Here is a 23,617-nt window from a genome sequence, read left to right on the forward strand (position 1 = left end):
TAGCAGTTGCGCCACCGGATGTAGTACTTCTTGTACATGAGCGAGCAGGTGCACAACAGGCTGTCGATGGTGCGTGCCGAGCGGAAGGTGTCGCGGCAGGTGCTGGCCGAGGCCGTGGGGGCGCACTACCAGACCATCGGTTACATCGAGCGGGGGCAGTACAACCCCAGCCTCGACCTGGCGTTGCGCATCGCCCGGTACTTCGGCCTGCCGGTGGAGGCGCTGTTCTCCCTGGAGCCGTTTGCGCCGCTCACCGAAGAGGTCTACGGAGGGAAGCAGTGATGACGACGTCCACGAGCCGGCTCACCCGCTACGACCGGGCGATGCTCCGCCTGATGAACCGGGGGGAGGGCCGCGCCCTGTACGCGACGGCGGCCCGCCGCCGCGGGGTCGTCGCGGCGCACGTGGCCCTCACGCTGGCGCTGGGCGGGCTGCTGCTGTACGTCTACCTGGCGGAGGAGGGCCAGTGGTGGGCCGTCGCGCCGATGGCCGTGCTGCTGCTCGGCTGGTGCGTGTGCACCGGCGTCATCAACAGCGCCACCCGAGGCCTGCTGGAACTGCGGGAGCGGGCACTGGACGAGCGGCAGCTCGCCGAACGGACGAGGGTGCAGGCGCGAGCGCACTGGACGATGACCGTGCTGCTGCTGACGGCCGCGGTGACGCTGCTGGTCGCCGGGGCCGTGCGGGGACACGCCCCGACCGCATACGCGGCGCCCGTGCTGATCGCCGTCCTGGTGACGCACTGGCTGATGCCGCTGTGGGTCGCGGGCCTGATGGCCGGGGACGAGCCGGACGACGAGCCGCTGGAGGCCTGACCGGCGGGGCGGCGCCCGCGCCGCCCCGCCTCACCGCCCCACCCCGCCTCACCGCCCCACCCCGTCCCACCGCCCCGCCTCACCGCGCCGCCCCGCCTCACCGCGCCGCCCGCCTCACCGCGCCGCCCCGCGTTACCGCCCCCCTCACCGCGCCACCCCGTCCCACCACCCCGTCTCACCCTCTCGCTCACATGGCGAGACGCGTGGCCCGTACAGGCATTGCGTCCGTATCCTCGTTCGCATGTCCGCACCCGCCTCGCTGCTGTGTCTCGCGCTCTTCGCGACCTCGGCCTGGTGCGTCGACGACGCTCTCTGTCGCAGCTGACCGCGCCCGTGCGTCGTCGGCACCCCACGTGCCGGCGACGGCTTCCGAACGCCTTCGGCTCCGTCCCCCACGCGACCCTGGAGACACTCCTTGACCACCGCGCCTCCCTCCGAGGTGACGGCCGCGCCGCCGCACGCGCCGGCCGCCGCCCGCTTCTCCCCCGCCCGGACCTCCCGCCCCGCTCCCCCGGCGCCGCCGCTGCGGCCGGTCCGCAAGGGGCCGCTGACCGTCTCCGCCCTCGCGTCGGTGGCGCTCACCGCGTACGTGTGGACCACGCACGGGGCCCGGCCGGGCGTGCTGCTCCTGCTCGGCCTCGGACTAGGCGTGGGCCTGTTCCACTCCCGGTTCGGTTTCACCTCCGCCTGGCGGCAGTTGGTCGCCGTCGGCAACGGCACCGGGTTGCGCGCCCACACCCTGCTGCTGGGCACCACGGCGACCCTCTTCGCCCTCGTCATCGGCACCGGGACCGGTCTGTTCGGGTCGACGCCGGCCCCCTCGTCCGGTCCGCTGGGCATCGGTCTGCTGCTCGGGGCGGTGCTCTTCGCCGTCGGGATGCAGCTCGGCGGCGCCTGCGCCTCCGGCACGCTCTACGTGGTCGGTTCCGGCCAGTCCACGCTGCTGCTCACGCTCGGCGGCTTCATCGGCGGCGCGACCCTCGCCGCCTGGCAGTTCGACCTCTGGAAGGACCTGCCCGCGCTGGAGCCGGTCGTGCTCGCCGACCACGTCGGCTGGTTCGGCTCCTGGGCCGTCACGATCGCCGCGCTGGCACTGATCGTCCTGGTCACCCGGCGGATCCAGGCACGCCGCAATCCGCCGCCGGTGGACACCGTGCCCTCCGCCCAGGGCGCCCTGGCCCGCGTGGTGCGCGGCTCCTGGCCGCTGGCGGCCGGCGCCCTGGTCCTCGCCGTCCTCGGCGGCGCGGTGCTGCTGGTCTCCGGCGGCGCCTGGGGCGTCACCAGCGCCTTCAGCCTCTGGGGCTCCGAGCTGATCGGCGCCCTGGGCGGCCACCCGGAGAACTGGACGTGGTGGCAGCGCCCCGGCAACGCGGAGATGCTCGCCGGTCCGGTGCTGGCCGACAAGACCAGCCTCACCGACATCGGGATCATGCTCGGCGCCGCCGTCGCCGCCTCCCTCGGCGGCACCTGGGCCCTGCACCGGCACATCCCCTGGCGCACGGCGGTGGCCGCGGTCCTCGGCGGCGTCCTGATGGGCATCGGCGCCCGCCTGGCCGGTGGCTGCAACATCGGCGCGTACCTGGCGGGCATCGCCTCCGGGAGCCTGCACGGCTGGCTGTGGGGGGCGTTCGCCCTCGGCGGGACGTGGATCGGCCTCAAGCTGCGTCCGCTGTTCGGCCTCGGCAACCCCCGGCCGGGCGACGGCGTCTGCTGACCCCGTGCCGCCGCGCCGGGGTCCGGGCGGGCCCGCCCGCCGCGGAGCGACCGGTTCCGCCGTCACGTCGGCGTGACCGGTCGGCCACGGAGCGAGTTCGGACTTCCGCACCGGCGGAAACACATGTTTGACTGGCGTCCGCCTGCCCCGGCAGGCTCCGCCGTCGTCTCCCAGAGAAGTGCGCCGTGCCTTTTCCTCTGCCGCTCGCTCTCACTGTGCGCCTGATGCCGGTCGTCGTGCTCGCCTCCGTGGGCTGGGCGATGTCCGCCGGTCCGCTCGCGGACGCCCCCGAGGCCGCCGCGAGCGACCAGGGGAGCGGCGCGTCCGGCACCTCCTCGGACTCCGGCGACGGCGGCGGGGACGGGGACGGCGCGGCCGAGGAGGAGCAGGGCTCGTCGGAGAAGTCGGCCGAGCAGGAGAAGAAGCGGTACGAGACGGCGCCGGACCCGTGCAAGGCGCTCGCGAAGAAGACCGTCTCCTCCCTGGTGCCGGGCAAGCTGACCAGCGGGGAACTGCCGTCCACCGACAAGGACGTGCGGCGGATGTGCCAGTGGAACGCCCTCAAGGGCTACTCCTACCACTGGCTCGACGTCTCCTACGAGATACGGCGGTCCACCGAGGACGCGGAGAAGGCCTTCGACCGCGTCGCCGCCGGCAAGGGCGGACCGTTCAAGGGGCTGGGCGACGAGGCGTACTCCCTCAGCGCCGTGACCAGCGACAAGGGCAACAAGGTCCAGGAGACCGAGCTCACCGTCCGCTCGGGCAACGCGCTGATCGTGGTCACCTACAACGGCGGCGACTTCGTCGAGAAGACGACGCCGAGCGCGGACAAGATCCGTGACGGGGCGGCGAAGGCGGCGGGCGAGGCGCTCGCCGCGCTGGAGAAGCCGGCCGGCTGACGACGCGGCGGCTCAGGCCTCACCACTCCCGCCCGCGCGGCGGATGCACGGTGGGCGCGCCCCGCGACCGGACCCGTGACCCCTGCCGGAGCCGGGCGTCAGGTGGCGTCGCGGGACGGCGCCCCGGCGGAGGCGCCGAGGACCGGGACCACCCCCGCCCCGTACGCGTCGACGACCTTCTCCCGCGCGTCGTGCATGGCGTAGACCGCGAACTGGTCGACGCCCAGGTCGCGCAGGGCGGACAGCTTCTCCAGGTGCCGTTCGACGGGCCCGAGGACGCAGAACCGGTCGACGATCTCGTCCGGCACGAAGGCGGTGTCCGGGTTCCCGCTGCGCCCGTGGTGGGAGTAGTCGTAGCCCTGGCGGGCGCTGATGTAGTCGGTGAGCTCGGGCGGCACCACACCGGTGTCCGCGCCGTAGCGGGCGACCAGGTCGGCCACGTGGTTGCCGACCATGCCGCCGAACCACCGGCACTGTTCGCGGGCGTGGGCGAGCGCCTCGGGCGAGTCGTCGTCCGTGACGTAGGCGGGGGCGGCGACACACACGGTCACCGCGTCCGGGTCCCGTCCGGCGGCCGCGGCGGCCTGGCGGACCGCCTTGACCAGGTACTCGGTGAGGTACAGGTCGGCGAGCTGCAGGATGAAGCCGTCCGCCTGCTCGCCCGCCAGACGCAGCGCCTTCGGCCCGTAGGCGGCCATCCACACCGGGAGCAGCGACCCGGGCCGCACCCACGGGATGCGGACCGGCGTGCCGTCGCCGAGGTCGGCCTCCTCGCCGGAGGCCAGGGCACGGATCGCCCGGATCGCGGCGCCCACGGTGGCGAGGGAGTTGGGCCGGCGCCCGGCCACCCGCATGGCCGAGTCGCCGCGCCCGATCCCGCAGACGGTGCGGTCGCCGAACATGTCGTTGAGCGTGGCGAAGGTGGAGGCGGTGACCTCCCAGGTGCGGGTGCCGGGGTTGGTGACCATCGGGCCGACGACCAGGCGCTCGGTCCGCGACAGGATCTGGCTGTGGATCACGAACGGCTCCTGCCAGAGCACGGCGGAGTCGAAGGTCCAGCCGTGGGTGAAGCCGTTGTCCTCGGCGCGGCGCATCAGGTCGATCACGCGGGAGGCGGGCGGGTCGGTCTGCAGGACGAGGCCGAAATCCATGGGTGGGCTCCTGGAGGACGAGGCGTGGCCGAGGCGTGGCCGAAAGAGGGGTGCTGCGGCGTGCTCACGTCGACCAGGTCGTGCGCGGAGTCTGGTTACCGACCCGTAGGGCCGTTACCTTACCCCCGGTAACAGCATCCCTGGTGTTCACACCCGGTCACGGGAGACAGGAGCACAGCGTGAGACTCGAGGTCGGACGCGGACGGACGTTCTCTGCGCTCGTGGCCGCGACGGTGCTAGCCGTCACGGGTGCGGGGCAGGCCAACGCCGAGGAGGCCGGGCAGCAGCGCGAGGTTCTGTACGTCGCCAACAACTGGGAGGGCACCGCCAGCGTGCTCTCCTCCGACGCCCGGCTGACGCCGGTCGGGAAGCTGAACCTGATTCCCGACAAGGAGCAGCGCCTGCGGGAGATCTACCTCAACCCGGTGCGGCTGGCCGGCTTCCTCGTCATCCGGGAGACCGCGGGCGAGGGCCACGACCAGTTCGCCGACGACATGTACTCCACCCCGGACGGCTCCTCGGTGGTCGTCTCCCGGCCCAGCTTCGCCGACGTGGTCTCCATCTCGCTGACCACGGGCCGGATCAACTGGCGCTTCCAGGTGGACGGTTTCCGCTCGGACCACATGGCGGTCTCCCCGGACGGCAACCGGGTCGCGGTCTCCGCCTCCACCGGCAACAAGGTGCACGTCCTCGACATCACCACCGGCCGGGAGATCGGCAACTTCCCCACCGGGGACAAGCCGCACGAGAACGTCTTCACCTCCGACGGCAAGATCTGGAACATGTCCATCGGCGAGGTCAACAACGACCTGGACGCGCCCTGGCTGGACTTCCTGAAGGGCGACCGGAAGATCACCGTGGCCGACGCGGAGACGCTGCGGGTGGAGCGCACCATCGACATGCGCGAACGCCTGGACGCGGCCGGCCACGACGAGTACTCGGACGCGGTCCGCCCGGCGGCGTTCAGCCCGGACGAGTCGAAGCTCTACTTCCAGGTGTCGTTCTTCAACGGCTTCTTCGAGTACGACGTGGCCGCCGACCGCATAACCCGCCTGAAGACCCTGCCGAAGAACCCGGCCACCTCCGACGAGCGGACCGGTTTCGTCAACGACTCCCGCCACCACGGCCTGACCATGCAGCCGAACGGCGACAACCTGTGCGTCGCCGGGACCATGGACGACTACGCGACGATCGTGAACCGCTCGACGCTCCAGGAGGGCCCGCTGGTCCCGGTCTCCAAGCCGTACTGGTCGACGGTCACGGGCGACGGCACGGCGTGCGTCGTCTCGGAGTCCGGCGCGGACCAGGTCACCTCGATCTCCTTCGCCACCGGCCGGAAGGTCGCCTCCACGCCGGTGGGCGACCACCCGCAGCGGGTCCGTCTCGGCACGGTGCCCGCGGGCTGGAGCGGCGTCGACTGACCGCCGGGCCGCCGGGGCCGCGTGGGCGTGCCGTTCCGGTCGCCGCGTCCGCATACCGCCTCCCGTGGGTGCTCGAGGGGCCGTGCCGTGCGGACCATGGTGCCCCCCGCCCCCTGCCGGGGGAAGGGCGCCTCGCTCGCGGTGTCGCCCGTCAGGGGGAAGGACCGGGGGTGCGGTCGGAGCACGAGGGCGCGGTCAGAGCACGAGGGCCTCGAACTCCCACTCCGGCTCCCGCCCGAGCCGCAGGGCCTCGCGAAGCCTGCCGCTTCCCGTGGTCCAGGGGTGGCGGCCCCCCAGCGCCGCGGCCAGCCCCGCATGGGCCTCGGCGGCCGCCCGGGACGCCTCCCGCGGGTCCCGGGCGGCCAGCGCCGCGGCCAGGTTGGCGCGGGCGCCCAGGGTGAACGGATGGCGTCCGCCCAGGAAGGCGGTGTACCCGCGCCAGGTGTCGGAGGCGAGGTCCAGGCCGCGTTCGGGGTCTCCGTGCCGGCACTCGAACATGGCCGCCGAGGTCGCGATCTGGAGGTAGAGCAGGTTCCGGTCCCCCAGCGTCCGGGCCGCGTCGTCGAGCGTCCGCCGGATCTCGTCGCCCGCCGCGGCGGTCTCGCCCACCGCCCTGAGGCACTGCGCCCAGTTGTGCCGCACCGAGAGCGTCTGGGCGCGGTCGGGGCCCAGCAGATCCGCGGTGAGCGCCAGGTTGGTCTCCTGGAGGGCGAGGGCGCGCCGGACCTCGCCCAGCAGCCTCAGGTCGAGGGCGATCTCGTAGGCGCTCCACAGCGTCCAGGGGTGGCCGCCGCCCAGCGCGCCCTGGCGCAGTTCCAGCGCCCGCTCGTCCAGGGCGAGGGCCTCCGGGCAGCGCCCCAGCAGCCGCAGGGTCACCGCGAGGTTGTTGAGCGACGTGGCCAGGTGGCCGTCGCTGCCCTCGCCGGTGCGCGCCCGGCAGATGGCGTGCACCTGGTCGCAGAAGCGCAGCGCCTCCTGGAACCGGCCGAGCCCCCGCAGGTCGGCCGCGTAGCCGCCGGCCGCGCGGATGTACCCGGTGTCCGTGTTCTCCTGGCGCACCAGGGCGTCGCCGACCGTCATGCTGCGCGCGAAGTCCCCGACCGACCGCAGGAAGTTGGCGTACTGGTGGTCGAGTTCGCGCAGGACGTCGTCCGACGCCCGCCCGACCCAGGCCTCGCGGGCCGTCTCGGCGAGTTCGAGACCGTAGTCGTACTCGGCGGCCAGGTACATCTGCCGCAGGCACCCGAGCACCGACGGCGCCGCGTCGACCTCGGTGAGGGCGCCGCAGTGGGGCAGGTGGCGGGCCATCTCCTCGTACACGGGCCAGACGCGCACATCGGCCGGGGCGCCCGGATCGCAGGCGGCCAGGGCGCGGCGGACCAGGCGGGCACCGTCCTCACGGAGACCGTGCGGGGTCCCGGCGCGGACCTGGGCGTGGACGAGGCCGTGCACCCCCAGGCAGGGTTCGAGGCCCGTGCCCCGGTCGGGCGCCCGGCTCACGAGGGAGTACCGCAGCAGTGGTTCGACCGCCCGCCGCACGGCGTCACGCGAGGCCAACAGGGCGCGCAGCCGGGGTGGGACGTCCTCGCCGACGAGGGCGTCGAGCATGCCGACGGGCACCGGCCCCGGGGCGAAGTGGGCGCACAGGCGCAGGAGTTCGAGCGACAGGGGCGCCTCCCGCTCGAGTTCCCGCAGGGTGACCGTCCAGGTGGCGGCGAAACCGGCCGGGCCACCCAGGTCCCCGTCCGCCGGCCACGCTCCGACCAGGTCGAGGTAACGCCGCACCGGCTGGCCGGAGTTGGCCAGCCAGGCGGTGGCCTGGGTGAGCGCCAGGGGCAGGTCGCCGACCGCCTCCGCGAGCGCCTCGGCCTCGGTCGTGCTGAGACCGGGGGCGTGGGCGCGGGCCCATTCCACGGCTTCCGCGCGGTCGTACACGGGCACTTCGAGCACCTGGGCGTCGTGGCTCTCCCAGAGCCCGGAGCGGGAGGTCGTCAGCACGTGTCCGGGGCCGGACGGCAGGTGGTCGCGGAGGTCGGCCGGAGCGTCCGCCCCGTCCACGACGACCAGCCAGGGCGAGCGGACGCCGCGCCGCAGCGCGTCCAGGACGGTGCGGAACCCCTGGGCGCGCCCCGGTTCCGCGGACGGATCGGCGGCGAGCGGCAGGGACGCGAGCTGGGAGCGGTAGGTGGCCGGGGTCTCGCCGCTCACCCACCAGACGACCTCGTACTGCGACGCGAACCGGTGCGCGTACTCCGCCGCCAGCTGGGTCTTCCCCACGCCGCCCATGCCGACCAGCGCCAGCGGCGTCCCCTGTCCCAGCCGCCGCCGGATCCGCTCCAGCAGGACGTCGCGCCCGGTGAAGTCGTCGTTGCGCGGCGGCAGGGAGTCCAGCCCCGCCGGTGACCGGCCGGGGTGCCGCACGAGCGGCCCCGGATCCGCCGGACGGGGCGGGAGTCCGAGCAGTAGCGCCAGGTCCTCCTCGGCCCGTTCCCCGTCGACGGCGGCGAGGCGGAGCGGCCGGGTCCCGTCGGGGAGGCGTGGCAGCGGTCCGTCGTCCACGGCGGCGACGTGGAGGCCGTCGGGGAACGCCGCGCCCTGCCCCGCGAGCGCCGCCTCCCACGCCTGGAGGGTGTGACCGCCCCGGGTGAGGAACGCGGGGCCGAGGAGCAGGAGGACCGGCCCGGCGGCCGACTCCCGCAGGCGGGCCAGCAGTCCGGCCGGGCTCCGGTCGCCCCGCACGGTCTCGGCGCGCAGCCGGGCCGCACCTCCGCGGCGCCGGATCGCGTCCGCCGCCCAGAGCGCCCAGGCGCTGTCGACGCCGGCGTGGACGACGGTGACCGGGGGGTCCTCCGCGTCCGCCCCGGTCCCCGTCCCGGCCCCGGCACCGGTCTCCGGGCCCGGGGCTTCCTCCGGGGTGCTCCGCCACGCATGCTCGCCGTGCGCGCTGTCGTCGTCCCGGGGCTCCCCCTCCTCGCCGTCCGCCACGATCTCCACCGGGAGGTCGACGCTGTGCACCGGCATGCCGTGCTCGTTGTTCAGGGTGAGCCAGAGCCCTGCGGGCCCGACGGTGTCCGCGGCGACCACCAGGAACTCCACCGGCTCGTAGGTGCCCCCGAACCGGTGCAGGAGCAGCAGAGGTTCGCCGAGCGCCTTGCAGGCGAAGGCGGATCCGCCGTCGAGTCCGACGGTGAACCCGAGTTCCTCCTCCGGCCAGGGCCAGGGCCCGAGCCCTCCGCCGTCCTCGTCGTCCGCCGCCTCGCCGCCGACCGCCTCGCCGTCCCACACCTCGTCGTCCCACACCTCGTCCCCGGTGAGCGGGCCGCGGAGGTCGACGGTGACGATGTGGCGGCTGCCGGGTGTCGCCCGCGCCGGCCAGGCCACGACGGGGACGGTGAGCAGGGTGTCGTCGTCGCCGGTCATGCGGGGGCCTCCCGGCCGGTCGCGGTCAGGGCGAGGGCGCGGTCGGGGTGCCCGTAGTAGTGGAACATGAAGGCGTACAGCACGGAGCGGACGCGGCTCTGCCCCTCGACGTCGCTTTCGTCGTCCTCGTCTGCCAGGAACGGCAGGTCGTCCAGGTCGATCCGTGCGGCCGCCCGGGCGCGGAAGTCCTGGAGGAAGCCGCCGAGCGGCCGACCCGGTCCGCGGGCGGTGTCGGCCATGAGGGCGTGGACGAGGACGCGGGCCTCGCGGTCCCCGACGGCTCCGGCGGCCACGATGCAGCCGTCGGCGCCCTTGCGCAGGAAGAGTTCGGCGAAGCCCCGCAGCCGGCGTTCGCCCTGTCCCCGGTTGTCGAGGAAGCGGCCGGTCTCGCAGACGTTGAGGAAGACGACCGGGCGGTGCTTCTCCACGGCGGCCAGGGGACGCCGGTCGAGCTCCTGCCAGGTGAGGGTGCCGAGGCGCAGGCCGCTGAGGCGGTCGCCGTGGTGCCCGTGGCAGGCCATGTACACCAGGTCGGTGTGGGCGGCGGCGTCCTCCAGGTCGGTCAGGAAGTCCCGCATCCGGCGGTGCAGCCGCGGGGCGAACGACTCGAAGGCGCCGATGTCGTCGGCCATCGCGTCGTGCACATAGCCCACCACCCGGCCGGGGACGGGGTCGCGCCGCACCGGCAGCGTCTCCGGTCCCCGGACGATCCAGCGGCTCACCGGCATCAGGGCGCCGAGCAGCGCCGGGGACTCCCGCGGCGGCGCGGTGACCCACAGCAGCTCCCAGGGCATGTCCCCGCCGGTCTCGTCCCGGACCAGCAGGGCGGGCACGGGGTGCCGGCCGTCGTGGAGGCCGCGGAGCCAGGCCAGCAGTTCCGGATGGCGTTCGGACCAGCCGCCGATGGCGCGCAGCAGCTCCGACGGCGGCTCGCCGCCCGCCCGCGCCTTCGACAGCGTCACATCGGGGGCGAGGAGGCGGTCGGCGGACGGGCCGAGGTTGAGCGGCCGGTGCGCGGCGCACCAGCAGTGTCCGAGGATCCGGTAGGACTCGCCGTCCTCGAACCGCTCCGCCGCGACCCGCAGGACGGCGAGCCCCTCGGGCAGCCGGCGGCCCAGCGGGATGCGTGCCAGGGGCAGGGCGACCCTGGGGTGGGCCGCGGCGCGGGCGGCGGTCCGGCGCGCCGTCCGCCGCACCCGGCCCAACGGCCCCGGGCCTCCGGGGGGTTCGGGGAATCCGGGTCGCGGGGTCACGGGGCGGCCTCCTCGGCCCGGGTCGCGGGGAGCACCACCGCGCCCATGCGGTCGGCCAAGTCCTGGACCAGCGTGCGCCCTCCGTGTCCGGGCGGGGCCAGCACGAAGGGACGGAAGCGTGTGGGGTCCTGGCTTCCGAGCAGCGCGGCCTGCGCGTGGGCGTCCCGGACGGCCTCGGAGCCCACGGGTCGGTCGGGGGCGCGGTTCCGGAGGCTCGCCGCGAGCGGCACGTTGGCCCGTCCGTCGGTCGCCGCCACGGCGAGGACCTCGGTGACGGCGGCCGCGTGGCGGCGCAGGTGCCGGACGAGGAGCGCCATGCCGTGCGCCAGCGGTGTGGCGCGGCCGGGCCGGCGCCGCAGGACGGGGGCCAGTGCCGGGTGCAGCACGCCCCGCAGGCCGAGGGCCTCGGCCCGCAGTTCGGTGGCGGCGGTCGCCGCCCCCACCTCGACCACCAGCAGCTCGGCCCGGCGGGTGTACGCCCAGCGCAGGAACGGTTCGAGGTGTGGCGTCCAGTCCGGCCCCTCCCGTGCGGTGTGGTCCAGCAGGAGGGCCAGCAGCCGGTCGGGCAGCGGTGGGCGGAGGTGTTCGCGCAGATCCTGCGGCCGGACGACCAGGGGCCCGCCCCGCGGGGAGCGCAGCGGTCTGAACCGCGCGGCCTGGAGCACCGTCCCGACGACGGAGACGTCCCGCAGCGAGCGGGCCTGGAGCAGGCCGGTCGACGGTCCCCGGCCGGGCTGCCGGCCGGCGCCGGCGCAGCGGCCGTGCGGGAGGCGCAGGCGGGACGGGCCGCCGTCGGGGGCCTCGGTGTCCCCGCCCGGGGCCGTGTCGGGGTAGGGCTCCCAGTGGGGCAGCGGCGCCGACGGCAGGGTGCGCAGTTCCGACGGCGGGTGGACCCGCGCGGTGGCCGTCGCCGGGCGGTCGCCGTCCGGTCCGGGCTGCCGCGGCCGGTGGGTGCGGCGCGGCAGGGCGGGCGGCATGTAGGGGCGTGGGCCGGGCGTGTCCTGCCGCTCCGGCGTGGGGAGTCCGGGCAGGCCCATGGCGTCCGCGGCGCGCCGCGCGTGCGGCGGTCCGGCGCGGTCGGCGGCGTCGAACCGCGCCAGGACCCGGGCGAGGCGGGCGGCGGTGAGCAGCCTGCGCGGGGTGACGGCGGCCCCGAGACGGCGGGTCAGGTGGCGCACCGCCTCGTCGGTGACGGCCGGACAGGGCCGGGCGGTGCCGTCGTCGCGGGGCGGCCGGCGGGCGAGGGCCGCCACCTGCTCCGGGGTGATGCCGACGGCCGAGGCACGCAGGGCGAAACGTTCCCGCACGTGCCGCGGCACGGTGGTCAGTGCCGCGGTCTCGCAGAGGACGAGCCAGCGGGAGCGCGGCCGGAACCGGCGGCTGACCCCGGCGTGCTCCACGACGGTCTCCTCGGCGCCGACGATCTGCAGCGCGGCCCGTAACCCGGCCACGCCGAGCCGCGCGAGGTCGGGCACCACGACCACCGGGGCCGGCCCCGGCGCCAGTTCCGCCGCGACCAGGGGGCCCGGGCCGAGCCGCCAGTGGTGCGGTGGCCGGGGGTCGGGGCGGGGTGCGGCCCAGATGTCCTCGTCGCGCGCACCGGCGCCGAGGATCAGCCGCGGCGCGGGGCCGTCCGGGCCTCCCACCTGCCGCGCGAACCAGGCGGTCAGCGGTTCGACCAGCGCCGGGTCGGCGTCGAGCACCAGGGCCCCGCCGAGCGCGGGTTCGGAGGCGAGGGCGGTGAGCAGCAGCTCCAGCCGCTCGGCGGCGACGGTCGTCGTGGCGGCCACCGTCACGCTCCCAGCAGTTCGTCCAGTACCGCCTCGTCCTGCTCGGACCAGACCCGGACCCCGGTCTGGTCGTCGTCGGGCCGCCGGTGGGTCAGCGCCATCGGCAGGACCTCGCGGACGTGGCGGGCGGTGACCTCGTCGGCGCCGTCGCGGGCGGCGTGGGCCTTGGCGGCGGTGAGGGCGGCGATCTCGCCCCGGTGCCCCAGGGCGCCCAGCCGCATCGCGGCGTCGGTGGTTGCGCGGACCAGGTCCTCGGGGAGCCGTACCGCGGGCAGGGCCTCGCGGGCGGCGGCGAGGGCCGCGGCCTGCTCCCGGTCCTCGGCCCGCGCCTCCTCCAGCCAGGCGGACGGCTCCCCCGCCTGCTGCCGTGCGCGTTCCTCCTCGAAGCGGAGGACGGTCGTCACCATGCGGTGCCGCTGCTCGGCGTCGAGCGGGGCGACGGGCGCCAGCAGGCCGAAGCGGTCCAGGAGTTGGGGCCGTAACCAGCCCTCCTCCGGGTTCATGGTGCCCAGCAGGACGAACGACAGGCGGGCCAGGACGTCCTGGCTCTCGCGCTGCACGGAGAGGATGCCGGTGGAGGCGACATCGAGCAGGATGTTGACGATGTGGTCGTCCAGCAGGTTGACCTCGTCGATGTAGAGCATCCCGGCCCGGCCTGCCTCCTCCAGCAGGCCGGCGCGCTTGCCGGCCCGGCTGTTCATCAGCGCGTCGATGTCCCAGCCGCCCAGCACCCGGTCGTCGGTGGCGTTGATGGGGAGGGTGACGGGGAGCGTCCCGTACGCCATCGTGGCGAAGGCGCGCACCAGGGTGGACTTGGCGGTGCCGCGCTGGCCGCTGACCAGGACCCCGCCCACCGCCGGTGCCACGTAGGCCAGTTCCAGCGCCAGTTTGAGGGGTTCCTGGCCGACGACTCGGCCGTACGGGAGGATGCCCGCCGCGAGTTCCTCGTGGGTCCGGCTCAAGACTGCGGCTCCGGCTGCCCGTCGGACGCCGCCGCGTCGCCGGGGCTCGTCTCGACCTGGGTGACCTGCTCGTCGAGGCGCGGGGACGGGATGACCGGCACGGCGGCGGTGTGCCAGCGGAAGGTGAAGCGGATCTGGGACTCGGCGCCGGCCTTGGCGATGCCGACGGTGCCCTCGCCCTTGACCGTGATGCCGAACTGCATCTCGATCTCGTCGGGCCGCACCGCGTTCCCGAGGGCGCGGAACCGTGCGGCGGCCTCCCGCACGGCCTGCTCGGCGACCTCCAGCGCGGGGCCGTAACTGTCGCGCGCCACCGCGCCGACCCGGCGGGCCGTGCCGCCCGGTCCGCCGCGGGTGCCGACGTCGGAGAAGAAGACGTCGTCGCCGGGCGGGACGGCGCCACCGCGGGCGCCGTCCTCGTCGTCCACGAAGATCGGGATGCGTATCTGGTCGTCGTCGGGCATCGGATCCCCCCGTGTCCTGGTGCCGGTCAGGTGATCTGCGGTTCGAAGTCCCAGTAGGGCCGGTTCTGGTTGCGGGCGGACAGGGTGTGCGGGTGGCTGCGGCCGAGCGTCTCGGCGAGGTCGGTGACGGCGGCCTCCTCCTCCTTGGCCGCGCGGGTCCACTTGCGCATGCCGCGGAGGTCGTCGGCGTAGGCGACGCGGGCGGACAGCGCCATGGGGTGCGTCCGGCCCAGGACCTCGGTGGCCCGTGTGACGGTGGCCTCGGACAGGTCCACGGCCTGCTCGTACTCACCGATGAAGTTGCGCAGGGCGCTGGCGTTGATGGCGCAGCCCAGCGTCCAGGGGTGCAGTTCCCCGACCGCGGACGTCATGGCGGCCAGGGCCTCCTCCGCCATGTCGTACGCCTGACGGCGCTCGCCCAGGTTCCGCAGCACGATGGCGAGGTTGCTGCGCGTACCCGCGCTGTACGGGTGACCGGGACCGAGCTGCGTCTCGTAGGCGTGGACCACGCGCTCCGAGAGGCTGCGGGCCTCGTCGATGTCGCCGTGCTCGCGGGTGTAGACGGCCAGCGAGTTGAGGAACCGGCTGGTGTCCGGGTGGCGTTCACCGAGTTTCCGCTCGGCGCGTTCGACGACGGAGGCGATCTCCTGACCGGCCTCACGGATACGGCCGTTGCGGTAGCGGACGAGGGCGAGGTTCAGCTCCGCGGACAGCCGCCAGGGGTTGTCCTCCTCCACCCGTGCCCGCACGAACTGACGGAGGTTGTCCCTCTGCAGCGACTCGGCCTCGTCGTAACGCCCGAGGAAGCGCTGCACCTCGGCCGTGAGCGTGTCGGAGAAGAGGACGTTGAGGTCCTGGCCGTCGAGGATCCGGCGGTACGCCTCGGTGGCCGCCCGGTGCGTGGTCAGCGCGTCCTCGTAGCGTCCGAGCAGGCGCTGGCTGATGGCCACGTTGTGCAGCGCCCTGACGGTGAGGAACTCGTCCTCCCCGAGCACCCTGCGGTAGGCCTCCATCACCCAGACGGACACGTCGAGGGCTTCCCGGTAGCGCCCCAGCCCGCGCAGGTCGGCCGCGAGGCCTCCGGCCGCCCGCAGGTGGTCGAGGTCGTCGTTGCCCCGCTGGGTGCGCAGGCGTTCCACGATGCGCCGGTTCAGCTTCTCCGTGCGCGCGTAGTCGCCCGCTCCACGGAGCAGGTTGGTGTAGTGGTGGTTGAGGTCCCAGATCCGCTCGTGCTCGGGGCCGAGCAGGTCGCGCCACGCCTCGAGGGTGCGCTCCGCCAGCTGGATGCCCTCGGTGTACTCACCCGACCGGTACAGGTAGCGGAGGCAGTTGAGGACGAGTTCCTGCACCTCGGGAGCCGTGCTGCGCAGCGCGTCCGACTGCACCAGGTGAGGGGTGATGGTGGCGTACTGGGCCCAGGAGGACGACTCGTCGGGGCGTCGGGGGTCGGCGGCGGCCAGGGCCTTGCGGGCGACCTGGCAGAACGCCTCGTGGTCCGCGTCGGACATGTTGAGGTGCACGATGCCGTGCACCATCCGGTGCAGGTAGACCGACTCACGGGCGCCGTCGTCCCGGTCCGGCGCCTCGAGGCTGACCACCGAGTACTGGCGCAGCTGGGCCAGCGCCCGGTTCCACAGCACCCGGTCGGTGAGCAGCCCGCGGACCTGTTCGGGGACGTCCTGGCGGCGGAGCCCCTGGAGGAGGCCGACGGGGATGTGCCCGGGCGCGAAGCAGGTGCACAGCCGCAGCAGCGCGACGGACTCCGGCAGTTTCTCGCGGAGGTTGTTGATGAGCAGGGACCAGGCCGTGGGGAAGGCGACCGGGGAGTCGTCGGAGACCCGCAGGACGTCGTCGTCGATCCCTTCCCGCAGAAGCTCTATGTACTCGGGGACGGACATCTCCGAGTCGCTGAGCCAGGCCGCCGTCTGGTCGAGGATGAGCGGCAGGTCGCCGAGCGCGTCGGCCAGCAGGTCCGCGTCGTGGTCGGTCAGGCGGGGAGCCCGCCGGCGGATGAAGGAGACGGACTCCACCCGGTCGTAGACCGGGACCTCCATGAGTTCGCTGTTGTAGTGCGACCACTCGGTGTTGCGTGAGGTGATGAGCACGTGCCCGGGCCCCGAGGGCAGCAGGTTCCTGAGCCCTTCCGGCTCGTCCGCGCCGTCCAGGATGATCAGCCAGCGGTCGTAGGGTTCGCCCTTCCGCAGGGCCTCCATGACCGCGCGGAGCCGCTCGCCGTAGCCCTGGCCGGTGGAGAGCCCCAACGCTCCGGCCAGGCGCGCGACTTGCTGCCGGTAGGTGGGCACCGACCCGGCGTCGACCCACCACACCACGTCGTACTCGGAACCGAAGCGGTAGACGTACTCCGCCGCGAGCTGCGTCTTGCCCACCCCCGGCATGCCGTGGAGGGTGAGGACGCCGGCGCCGGGAGCCGCCTGGCCGAAGAACTGGTACGCGTCGTGGAGGAAGCGCTCGCGGCCGGTGAAGCGGATGTTGCGTCGGCGGATGCCGCCCCACACGTCGGGCACGCTGCGGGGGAAGCGGGGCGAGCGCGGGCCGGCGGGCTGCGGCTCCACGTGCGTGAGGGAGAGGCTGGCCAGGAGCCGCCGCTCGGCCTCCGGCTCGCCGTGGCCGATCAGTTCGACCGGCGCCAGGGCGGCGGTGGCCGCCGGGAGCGGGTTGGCGGCGACCGTCACGGCGTGGAAGCGTCCCGGGTGGCTTCGCAGCACGGTGCGCAGCGCCTGGTTCCACTCGCCGACGGTGCGCGGACCCATCTGGAAGTACCAGTCGCTGCACACCATGAGCACGCGTCCCGGCGCCATCGCCAGGTCGGTCAGCAGGACCTCGAGCGGTTCCTCGGGCGCCGGGTCCCAGCGTTGGTAGACGACGCGCAGACCGCGCCGCTCGAGGCGGTCGCCGATCCAGGCCGCCCAGGGGCGGTTGAAGCCCGCGAAGCTGATGGTGACGACTTCGTCCTTCGCCGCTGCCGGCATCTGATCCCCCATCGTTCAGCCTCGACTCTCCACTTTAGAGCGGACCTCACCCGACCACACGCGTAACATCTCACTTATACCGTTTTGGCACGACTCCACAGGGCACGCGCGGTCTGGATGTACGAACGCGCCCTGACGAGGTGGCCGGGAGGCGGGTCGATCTCCTGGAGCCGCTGGTGCGCGGCCACCATACCGTCGGCCAACCTCCTTCCCTCGTAGGTGAGTTGTTCGGACCCGACGAGGTCGGGGAGGGCTGCCGCGGTCTGCTCCCGGCAGCGGGTGTACTCCGCCCATGCGTGTTCCCGGGCAGGGCCGTCCGGCGTAACGAGGGCGCAGTGCTGCCACCAGAAGGCGAGCGCCAGATGGCTGTAGATGCCCTGCCAGAGGCCGTCGAAGGGGCGCGGGTCCGGCCGCCAGGGGGCGAAGTGGCGCGGCTCGGGCCCGGCGTGGTGCAGCGGTACGAGGTCCGCGAGCGCGCTCAGTTTGGCGTGCTGCAGTTCGTGGACCAGCATCGAGGCCAGTCCGGCCGTGGTCGGCGGGACGCTGCTGTAGACGGCCCCGAAGGCTCCCCGGCGGGTCCCGCTGCAGTAGCCCGCGGGGCCCGCGTCCCGGGGAGGCAGGAGGGGAACGACCGAGCGCAGCAGGCGGGCCGTCTCGCGCAGCCGCATCGGGTGGCCGAGGTCCAGCAGTTCGGCCGTCTCCCCGGTCCACACCTCGTACCAGCGCTTGCGTCCGGTGTCGTCCGGCGGCGTGGGCGGAGCCGGGTGGGGGGCCGCGTCCTGCTGCCCTGCGTCCCGGTACGGCCCCTGGTCGTCCAGCGGGACGGGCGGGTTGCCGGGTGCGAGCGGCGGCAGGGCGACGACGGAGCGCCAGAGCGAGTGGGCGGCCCAGGCTCCGTGCGCGGGCTGCGGGCACACCGTCACCTCGGTGGCGGCGCCTTGCGGGCGCAGCCGGAGCACGGTGCCGTCCGAGCGGATCTCCACCGCGCCGCGCGGGCAGGTCAGCGTGCCCAGGGTGGGGAGGTGCAGCCCGTCCTCGCCGGCGTGCAGGCGGGTGGTGAACGTGAGCCCCGCCCGTAAGCCGGCGGCCACCGCCATCGCCCCGAGCCGGTCCACGTCCGCCGGGCGGCGCGCGCGGAGGTCGGCGAGGGCCTGCCGGATCCACGGGCCGGTGAGGGGGTGCTGGACGGTGGTGCGGACGGTCTCGCGACCGGTGGGGTCTTGGAGTTCGGCCGCCTCCAGGAGGGACCAGTGGTCGAGGAAGCGGGCCCGGTCCCCGGGCGGGGCGTCGGCGCTGACGGTGTCGAGGAGGAGGCGCAGCAGCAGGAGCCGGCGGGTGTGCTGGCCGTGGACGAGGAGGTCGAGGGTCTCCTCGTCGCTCTCCGTGCGGGCGAGCCGGTCGATGACGTGACCGGGGACGGCGGGCCGCGCGGCGGGGGCGGGCGTCATCGTAATTCTCCTCCCGGGGGCTCGACGGCCGTCGGCGGGACGGCCGGGGGTAAGAAGGGCGCGGGCGGCACAGGCGCGGGTGCCGCAGGCGCGGGCGTCACGGCGCCGGGCCTCGTGGCCGGAGGCGCCGCGGGCGCGGGCAGCTGAGCAGGGCGCGTTGCGGTCGCGGGTGCCGCAGGCGCGTGCGTCACGGCGCCGGGCCTCGTGGCCGGAGGCGCCGCGGGCGCGGGCAGCTGAGCAGGGCGCGTTGCGGTCGCGGGTGCCGCAGGCGCGTGCGGCGCAGGCGCGGGCGTCACGGCGGCGGGCCTCGTGGTCGGAGGCGCCGCGGGCGCGGGCAGCTGAGCAGGGGGCGTTGCGGTCGCGGGCGGCGCAGGCGCGTGCGGCGCGGGCGTTGCGGTCGCGGGCAGGGCCGGCACGGCCGGCGCCGGCTTGGGCGGCGCGGGCGGCGGCGGCTGCGCGGGCGCGGCGGTCACGGGCACCGCGGGAGCAGGAGTGTCGGCCAGGGGTGCCACTGGCTCGGGCGCTGTGGCCGGGGTCGCAACGGGTGCGGGCGGCCCTGGCTCGGACGTCACGGGCGCGGCCGGCACGGCCAGCGCCGGCTCGGGCGCTGCGGCCGCCGCGGGCGGGGGCGGCGCGGGCTGGGCGGGTGTGGCGGATGGGGTGGTGCGGGTGAGGGTGGCCGCCTGGGTCGCGAGGGCGGTGGCGACGTGGTGGATGAGGCGTTGCAGGTCGGCGCAGTAGACGGACGGGTGGGCGAAGCCGGCGCCCGCCCGGTACCGGTGGGCGTAGTGGCCGCCGCCGCACACCCGGACCACGGGGCACGCGCGGCAGGCGGGGGCCAGGGCCGCGGTTCCGGCCTGGCGGGCGGCGATGCCGGGGTGGTCGAGGGCGTCGTCGAAGGTGTGGCGGAAGACGTCCAGGCCGGTGGCGGCGGCGCCGTGGTAGGCGGACTTGAGGCTGTCGACCTGTTCGAGGGCGCCGTCGGTCTCGACGACGACGGCGGTGAACGGGGCGGTGCCGAGGGACTCGCCAGCGGCGGGACGCCCGAGCAGCAGGGCGACGCACTGCTCGAAGAGGCGGACGCGGGTGCGGTGGCGGGGGGCGTTCCACCACAGGTCGAAGACGGCGCGGAGCCAGTCGCCGTAGGGGGTGGCGGTCCCGTCGGCGGGCAGGCCGGGCGGCGGGGAGGTCCAGTTGCCGTGGGGCAGCAGGAGGTCCAGGGCGGGCGGGTCGAGGTCCAGCAGGGAGCCGTACACCTCGGCCGGGTCCAGCGTGGGGTCGACGACGACCAGGACGCCCGCGTAGGCGTCGCGGTGACGGGTCGCCAGCAGGCGGGCGGCGCGGACCACGTCGGGGTGGGAGGGGCGGCCGGCGTGGTCCACGCGGTGGCGGTTGTGGTGCTGGCGGCCGCCGTCGAGGCTGAGCCCCACCGTGATGCGGTGCCCCGAAAGGAGAGCGGCGCTCTCGTCGGTGAGCAGTGTTCCGTTGGTCTGCACGGTGGCGTGGACGGTGGTCCCGACGGGCACCGCGCGGCGGACGGCCTCGGTGTACGCGACCAGCGGTCCGGCGCCGTGCAGCAACGGTTCTCCCCCGTGCAGCACCAGGGAGACGTGGCGCAGCCCGTGCCGGGCGGCGTGCTCGCCGATCCGCCGGGCGGTCCGGTCCCGCACCGCCGCGGAGGCGGTCGGCGGGCGGCTGCGCCAGCTCCGGTCGGGGCCGGAGTACAGGTAGCAGTAGCGGCAGGCCAGGTTGCACCGGGAGTGCGTCTTGACGATGAACTGGTTGAACGGCAGGCGCGCCCCGCCGCCCGGCCGCGCCGTCGTGCCCGGCGCGGGGGTCGCCGCGGGCGTCACTGCGGGGCTGAGTTGTTGAAGCCCCAGAGGGTCTCGGTGCCGTCGTCCTGCCGGGCCTGCAGGCGCTCGAGGACGTCGCGCAGGACCGGGTGGTCGAGGCGGCGCAGGGACTCGAGGTCGAGCGCGGTGAGGTCCGGAAGTGCGCGGGCGTCGCGGTCGGTCATGGGTCCCCCGTGGTCGTCGGCCGGCCTGGTGTCCCGGTGAGCTCCTCGAGGCGGCGTGCGGTGTCCTCGGGCGTCGGCTCCCCTAGCACCTGCATGCCCGCGGGCAGCCGACTCCACTCCTCCGCGGCCTCCCGGTAGGCGGCCTGCGCGGCCCTGGGGCGCTGGGCGGCCTCCTGGGCGGCGGCGTGCAGGTGGAGGGCGCGGGCGGCGAGGGTGACGGTGCGTGCGGCGCGCCGTGGGGTGAGGACCTCCTCGCCGGTGTCGATGAGCTGACGGGCCGTCCGGGCGGCGGTGCGGAAGGTGCGGGCCGCGTCGTCGTGGCGGGCCGGGCGGTCCAGGCCGGTGGCGGCGGTCATCTGGGCGCGGCCGAGGTCGACGAGGCGGGCGGCGCGGGTGAGCGGGTCGGTGGTGGCGCGGGCGGCGAGCCCGAGGTGGTGTTCGGCCTCGCGCAGGTCGACGCGGTCGCGGGCCAGGTCGTAGCGGGCCAGCAGGGCGCGGCCGAGCAGGGCGCGGCGTTCGGGGCCGGCGGGGTCGTCGGCGGCGGTGCCGGCCAGGCAGGCGCGCAGCGCGGAGACGGCGCGGCCGACGCGGTCCGGGTCGGGCGCGGCGTTCGGTGTGGCGGGGGTGAGGAGGGCGCCGCCGAGGAGGACCTGGGCGGTGGCGTGTTCGCCCTCGTGGCGGGGCAGCGTGTCGAGCGCCCCGGTGAGGTCGGCCTCGGCCGCCGCCAGGTGTGCGGGGTCGTCGGTCTCGTGGTGCCGGGCGAGGTTCAGGCGGCCGGAGCGGACCAGGAGGCGGGCGCGGTGGACGCCGTCGGCGCCGGGGAGGCGTTCGGCGAGGAGGGCGCGCAGGTCGGCGTGGGCCTCGGGTCCGGCGTCGAGGAGGGCGTCGGCGAGTTCCAGGACCAGGGCCCGGTCGGCGTCGTCGCCGTGCGCGGACAGGGCGGTGTGCAGGGAGCGGGCGGCGCGGGCCGCGTGGGCGCGGGCCTCGGCCTCGTCGGCGGTGGTGGTGGCCAGGCGGCGCAGCAGGCGGCCGTGGACGAGGGCGACGTCGGGAGGCAGGTCGCCGGGGGTGCGGGCGTCGGCGAGGGCTTCGAGCATGCCGATGCCGCTCTGCAGGGGCGCGGAGCGGCCGCCGACGCTCCACCGGTTCTCCAGGGCGCGGGCGCGGGCGAGGGTGTGCCGGAGCAGGGTGTCGGCGTCGGGCGCGGTGCGGCAGGCGTCGGCGTAGGCCTCGTCGGCGCGGGCGAGGAGGGCGAGGGCGGCGGAGCGGTCCTCGGCGCGGACGGCTTCGTCGGCCTGGGCGCAGAGCACGGCGGCGACGGCGGCGTGGCCGGGTCCGGCCGGGTCGCGGTGGACGGAGGTCTCGGCGTGCCGGAGGGCTTCGTCGAGGAGGCCGGCGCCTCCGTGGACGTTCCAGAGGCGGAGGAGGGTGGTGGCGCACTCGGCGGCGAGGGCGGGATCGGCGTCGTGGTTCTCGGCGGCCTGCCGGAGCAGGCGCACCGCCTGGAGGAGGGAGGGGACCATGCCGTTCACCTCGAAGTCGGCGACGAGCCGGCGGACGTCGGCCAGGGTGGCGTCGGGCGGTGCGGGGACGAGGGTGGGCAGGAAGCGGCGCAGGACCTCGGCGGCCACCTGGGCGAACGGCCGGGTGGCGGGGTCGGCGCCGTGGGCGGCGCCCTCCCAGACCCCGGGCGGCACGGCGGTGCGGCCGGGGTCGGCGTTCTCGAGCTGGGCGTGGGCGAGGGCGGGGAAGTTGGGGCCGCCGCGGCCGAGGTTGCGGGTGACGTAGGCGGAGCAGTGCTTGAGGACGAGCAGGGCCTCGTCGCGTCCGAGGGGGCCGAGGAGGGCCTGGCGGACCTCGGGGTCCATGGTGAAGCGGGGGCCGTCGTCGGGGACGGGGCCGGGTTCGCGGGCGACCAGGCCGCCGAGCAGGACCTCGGCGAGTTCGGTGGGCCCGGAGGAGGGCAGCATCGCGCGCTGGACGAGTTGCATGACGGGCAGGTGGAGCGGGGCGGCGGCGAGGTGGGTGGCGAGGCGGGAGGCGGTGGGCGAGGCGGAGGCGCGGAAGCGGCTGACCCGCTCCAGCGGCCCCGGCGGGTGGGCGGCGGGCCGTGTCGGCGCGGGCGGCTGGTCGGCGCGGACCCAGCCGGCGGCGCCCGGGACGGTGCCGGTGCCGGCGCTGGTCAGCAGCCGGGCCCAGGCTTCGAGGGCCTCCGGCAGCGGGGGCAGGACGGGAACCGGGACGGCGCCGGGGGCGGGCGGCGGGTGCGGCGTGGCGAGCCGGACGCGGCCGTCGGGGCCGCAGCGCAGCGGTCCGGGGGTGGCGGGCAGGGCGGTGCGGCGCCACATCCGCTGCGGCAGCGGCTGCACCACGACGACGGGTCCGGCGGAGGCCAGCCGGTGCAGCAGGCGGTGGGCCTGGCCGCCGCGCCACAGTGGTCCGGCGCAGTCGCTGACCAGGCAGGTGACGCGCCGTCCGGTCGGGTCGATCAGGCGCTGCGGGAAGTAGGGGACGCCGGCGCCGGGGTTCGGGGAGCGGCTGAGGCGTGGACGGCCGCCGGGTCCCTCGTGGAGGTGGTGGGTGCGCACGTCGCGGAAGGCGCCGATGCGGGCGAAGATCTGCTCGAGTTCGGCGGCGAGCCGGTCCCAGACCCGCATGGACGGCGAGGCGTCCACGACGATCTGCAGGTCGGCGTCGCGCCGGGTGTCCTCGCGGAACGCGGGCAGCAGCAGGCCGCCGGCGCGGGCGCTGAGGTCGGCGGTCGCGGCCTCGTCGAGCACCGGCCGGGGGCGGCTGCCGGGGGTGCGGTAGCGCTGGAGCGGGCGCAGGGCGCGCTGGAGGCGGAGGGCGGAGGGGAAGGCGGGGGCGGCCGGCACCGCGATCGCGGGGGCGCCGGCGGCGGCCCCGGCGTCCTTGCCCGCCTCGGGGGGCGGGGCCGGGGTGATCGCGTAGTTGTCGGGCGGCACGCCGCCGCGCCCCGGGTCCGGGCCGGCCGCGGGCTCGTCGGTGCCGTCGGCCGCGTCCGGGCCGCGGTCGTGAGGCGTGCCGGTCCCGGTCCCGCCGTCGCCGGAGGTGGCGCCCGTGCCGAGCCGGCCGTCCCCGGCAGCCGTGTCGCGCCCTCCGCCCTCCCCTTCGGCGGCGGGGGCGGGATCCGGGCCGAGGTGGCCGGCCAGCCACAGGGCGTCGACGAGTTGCGCGGCGTCGGGTTCGATGCCCGACTCGCGCATCGCGCCGACCAGTTCGGCGATCGGGTCCCGTGGTCCCCCCATCACG

15 protein-coding genes and 1 pseudogene are annotated in these 23,617 nt (G+C 75.6%); 5 read left to right on the top strand and 11 right to left on the bottom strand.

The annotated features are described in order from the left end of the window. Nucleotides 1-36 precede the first annotated feature (36 nt). The 4 genes from ACWD3O_RS14415 (at nucleotide 37) to ACWD3O_RS14430 (ending at nucleotide 3,428) form a co-directional block, all read left to right on the top strand. Nucleotides 37-282 carry a helix-turn-helix transcriptional regulator gene (locus ACWD3O_RS14415; protein ID WP_356137684.1) on the top strand — a complete coding sequence of 82 codons (246 nt, stop codon included), beginning with the start codon at nucleotides 37-39 and terminating at the stop codon, nucleotides 280-282. After that, nucleotides 282-815 (top strand): hypothetical protein, encoded by a 534-nt coding sequence (locus ACWD3O_RS14420; RefSeq protein ID WP_451416061.1) that lies wholly within the window; start codon nucleotides 282-284, stop codon nucleotides 813-815. The genes ACWD3O_RS14415 and ACWD3O_RS14420 overlap by 1 nt, the downstream gene beginning before the upstream one ends. 415 nt (nucleotides 816-1,230) lie before the next feature. Beyond that, the gene (locus ACWD3O_RS14425) at nucleotides 1,231-2,529 is read left to right on the top strand and encodes a YeeE/YedE family protein (protein ID WP_451416062.1); all 1,299 of its coding nucleotides are present in this window, start codon (nucleotides 1,231-1,233) and stop codon (nucleotides 2,527-2,529) included. Nucleotides 2,530-2,753: 224 nt separating this feature from the next. Further along, a complete protein-coding gene (locus tag ACWD3O_RS14430) occupies nucleotides 2,754-3,428 on the top strand; it encodes a hypothetical protein (protein WP_451411344.1) in 675 nt (224 codons plus the stop codon). A 98-nt stretch (nucleotides 3,429-3,526) separates the two neighbouring features. On the opposite strand, the gene ACWD3O_RS14435 is transcribed toward ACWD3O_RS14430, so the two are convergent. Next, nucleotides 3,527-4,579 (bottom strand): TIGR03842 family LLM class F420-dependent oxidoreductase, encoded by a 1,053-nt coding sequence (locus ACWD3O_RS14435; protein ID WP_451411345.1) that lies wholly within the window; start codon nucleotides 4,577-4,579, stop codon nucleotides 3,527-3,529. Between the two features lie 179 nt (nucleotides 4,580-4,758). Here ACWD3O_RS14435 and ACWD3O_RS14440 point away from each other — a divergent pair, with 179 nt between their 5' ends. Continuing rightward, nucleotides 4,759-6,000, top strand: coding sequence for a YncE family protein (locus tag ACWD3O_RS14440; protein WP_451411346.1), 1,242 nt, complete (start codon nucleotides 4,759-4,761; stop codon nucleotides 5,998-6,000). 195 nt (nucleotides 6,001-6,195) lie between these two features. Here ACWD3O_RS14440 and fxsT (ACWD3O_RS14445) read toward each other — a convergent pair whose 3' ends face one another. From fxsT (ACWD3O_RS14445) to ACWD3O_RS14490, 10 genes and pseudogenes are all read right to left on the bottom strand, one after another. Then, nucleotides 6,196-9,420, bottom strand: coding sequence for an FxSxx-COOH system tetratricopeptide repeat protein (gene fxsT / locus ACWD3O_RS14445; protein ID WP_451411347.1), 3,225 nt, complete (start codon nucleotides 9,418-9,420; stop codon nucleotides 6,196-6,198). Next, the gene (locus ACWD3O_RS14450) at nucleotides 9,417-10,673 is read right to left on the bottom strand and encodes a CHAT domain-containing protein (RefSeq protein WP_451411348.1); all 1,257 of its coding nucleotides are present in this window, start codon (nucleotides 10,671-10,673) and stop codon (nucleotides 9,417-9,419) included. The genes fxsT (ACWD3O_RS14445) and ACWD3O_RS14450 overlap by 4 nt, the downstream gene beginning before the upstream one ends. Continuing rightward, on the bottom strand, nucleotides 10,670-12,463 hold the full coding sequence (locus ACWD3O_RS14455; protein WP_451411349.1) for a hypothetical protein: 1,794 nt from the start codon (nucleotides 12,461-12,463) through the stop codon (nucleotides 10,670-10,672). The genes ACWD3O_RS14450 and ACWD3O_RS14455 overlap by 4 nt, the downstream gene beginning before the upstream one ends. A gap of 2 nt (nucleotides 12,464-12,465) precedes the next feature. Further along, entirely contained in the window at nucleotides 12,466-13,425 is a 960-nt protein-coding gene (locus tag ACWD3O_RS14460; RefSeq protein ID WP_451411350.1) for an AAA family ATPase, read from the bottom strand. Then, complete coding sequence (locus tag ACWD3O_RS14465; protein ID WP_451411351.1) at nucleotides 13,422-13,889, bottom strand: CU044_2847 family protein; 468 nt, start codon at nucleotides 13,887-13,889, stop codon at nucleotides 13,422-13,424. Before ACWD3O_RS14465 ends, ACWD3O_RS14460 begins: the two co-directional genes overlap by 4 nt. Before the next feature lie 26 nt (nucleotides 13,890-13,915). Beyond that, nucleotides 13,916-16,879 (bottom strand): FxSxx-COOH system tetratricopeptide repeat protein, encoded by a 2,964-nt coding sequence (gene fxsT, locus ACWD3O_RS14470; protein WP_451411352.1) that lies wholly within the window; start codon nucleotides 16,877-16,879, stop codon nucleotides 13,916-13,918. A 74-nt stretch (nucleotides 16,880-16,953) separates the two neighbouring features. After that, nucleotides 16,954-18,327 (bottom strand): aKG-HExxH-type peptide beta-hydroxylase, encoded by a 1,374-nt coding sequence (locus tag ACWD3O_RS14475; RefSeq protein ID WP_451411353.1) that lies wholly within the window; start codon nucleotides 18,325-18,327, stop codon nucleotides 16,954-16,956. A 677-nt stretch (nucleotides 18,328-19,004) separates the two neighbouring features. Continuing rightward, nucleotides 19,005-20,120 (bottom strand): annotated as a pseudogene (locus tag ACWD3O_RS14480) (FxsB family cyclophane-forming radical SAM/SPASM peptide maturase); the annotation flags it as partial. A 56-nt stretch (nucleotides 20,121-20,176) separates the two neighbouring features. Further along, complete coding sequence (gene fxsA / locus ACWD3O_RS14485; protein WP_356137661.1) at nucleotides 20,177-20,344, bottom strand: FxSxx-COOH cyclophane-containing RiPP peptide; 168 nt, start codon at nucleotides 20,342-20,344, stop codon at nucleotides 20,177-20,179. After that, entirely contained in the window at nucleotides 20,341-23,613 is a 3,273-nt protein-coding gene (locus ACWD3O_RS14490; protein WP_451411354.1) for an SAV_2336 N-terminal domain-related protein, read from the bottom strand. The genes fxsA and ACWD3O_RS14490 overlap by 4 nt, the downstream gene beginning before the upstream one ends. Nucleotides 23,614-23,617: the final 4 nt, after the last annotated feature.

The organism is Streptomyces sp. NPDC002640 (assembly GCF_053592575.1).

Excerpts from the sequence above, each read along its gene's own strand:
- ACWD3O_RS14415 (WP_356137684.1), top strand. The coding sequence starts at position 37 with ATGAGCGAGCAGGTGCACAACAGGCTGTCGATGGTGCGTGCCGAGCGG.
- ACWD3O_RS14420 (WP_451416061.1), top strand. The coding sequence starts at position 282 with ATGACGACGTCCACGAGCCGGCTCACCCGCTACGACCGGGCGATGCTC.
- ACWD3O_RS14430 (WP_451411344.1), top strand. The coding sequence starts at position 2,754 with ATGCCGGTCGTCGTGCTCGCCTCCGTGGGCTGGGCGATGTCCGCCGGT.
- ACWD3O_RS14435 (WP_451411345.1), bottom strand. The coding sequence starts at position 4,579 with ATGGATTTCGGCCTCGTCCTGCAGACCGACCCGCCCGCCTCCCGCGTG.
- fxsT (WP_451411347.1), bottom strand. The coding sequence starts at position 9,420 with ATGACCGGCGACGACGACACCCTGCTCACCGTCCCCGTCGTGGCCTGG.
- ACWD3O_RS14465 (WP_451411351.1), bottom strand. The coding sequence starts at position 13,889 with ATGCCCGACGACGACCAGATACGCATCCCGATCTTCGTGGACGACGAG.
- fxsT (WP_451411352.1), bottom strand. The coding sequence starts at position 16,879 with ATGCCGGCAGCGGCGAAGGACGAAGTCGTCACCATCAGCTTCGCGGGC.
- ACWD3O_RS14475 (WP_451411353.1), bottom strand. The coding sequence starts at position 18,327 with ATGACGCCCGCCCCCGCCGCGCGGCCCGCCGTCCCCGGTCACGTCATC.
- fxsA (WP_356137661.1), bottom strand. The coding sequence starts at position 20,344 with ATGACCGACCGCGACGCCCGCGCACTTCCGGACCTCACCGCGCTCGAC.
- ACWD3O_RS14490 (WP_451411354.1), bottom strand. The coding sequence starts at position 23,613 with ATGGGGGGACCACGGGACCCGATCGCCGAACTGGTCGGCGCGATGCGC.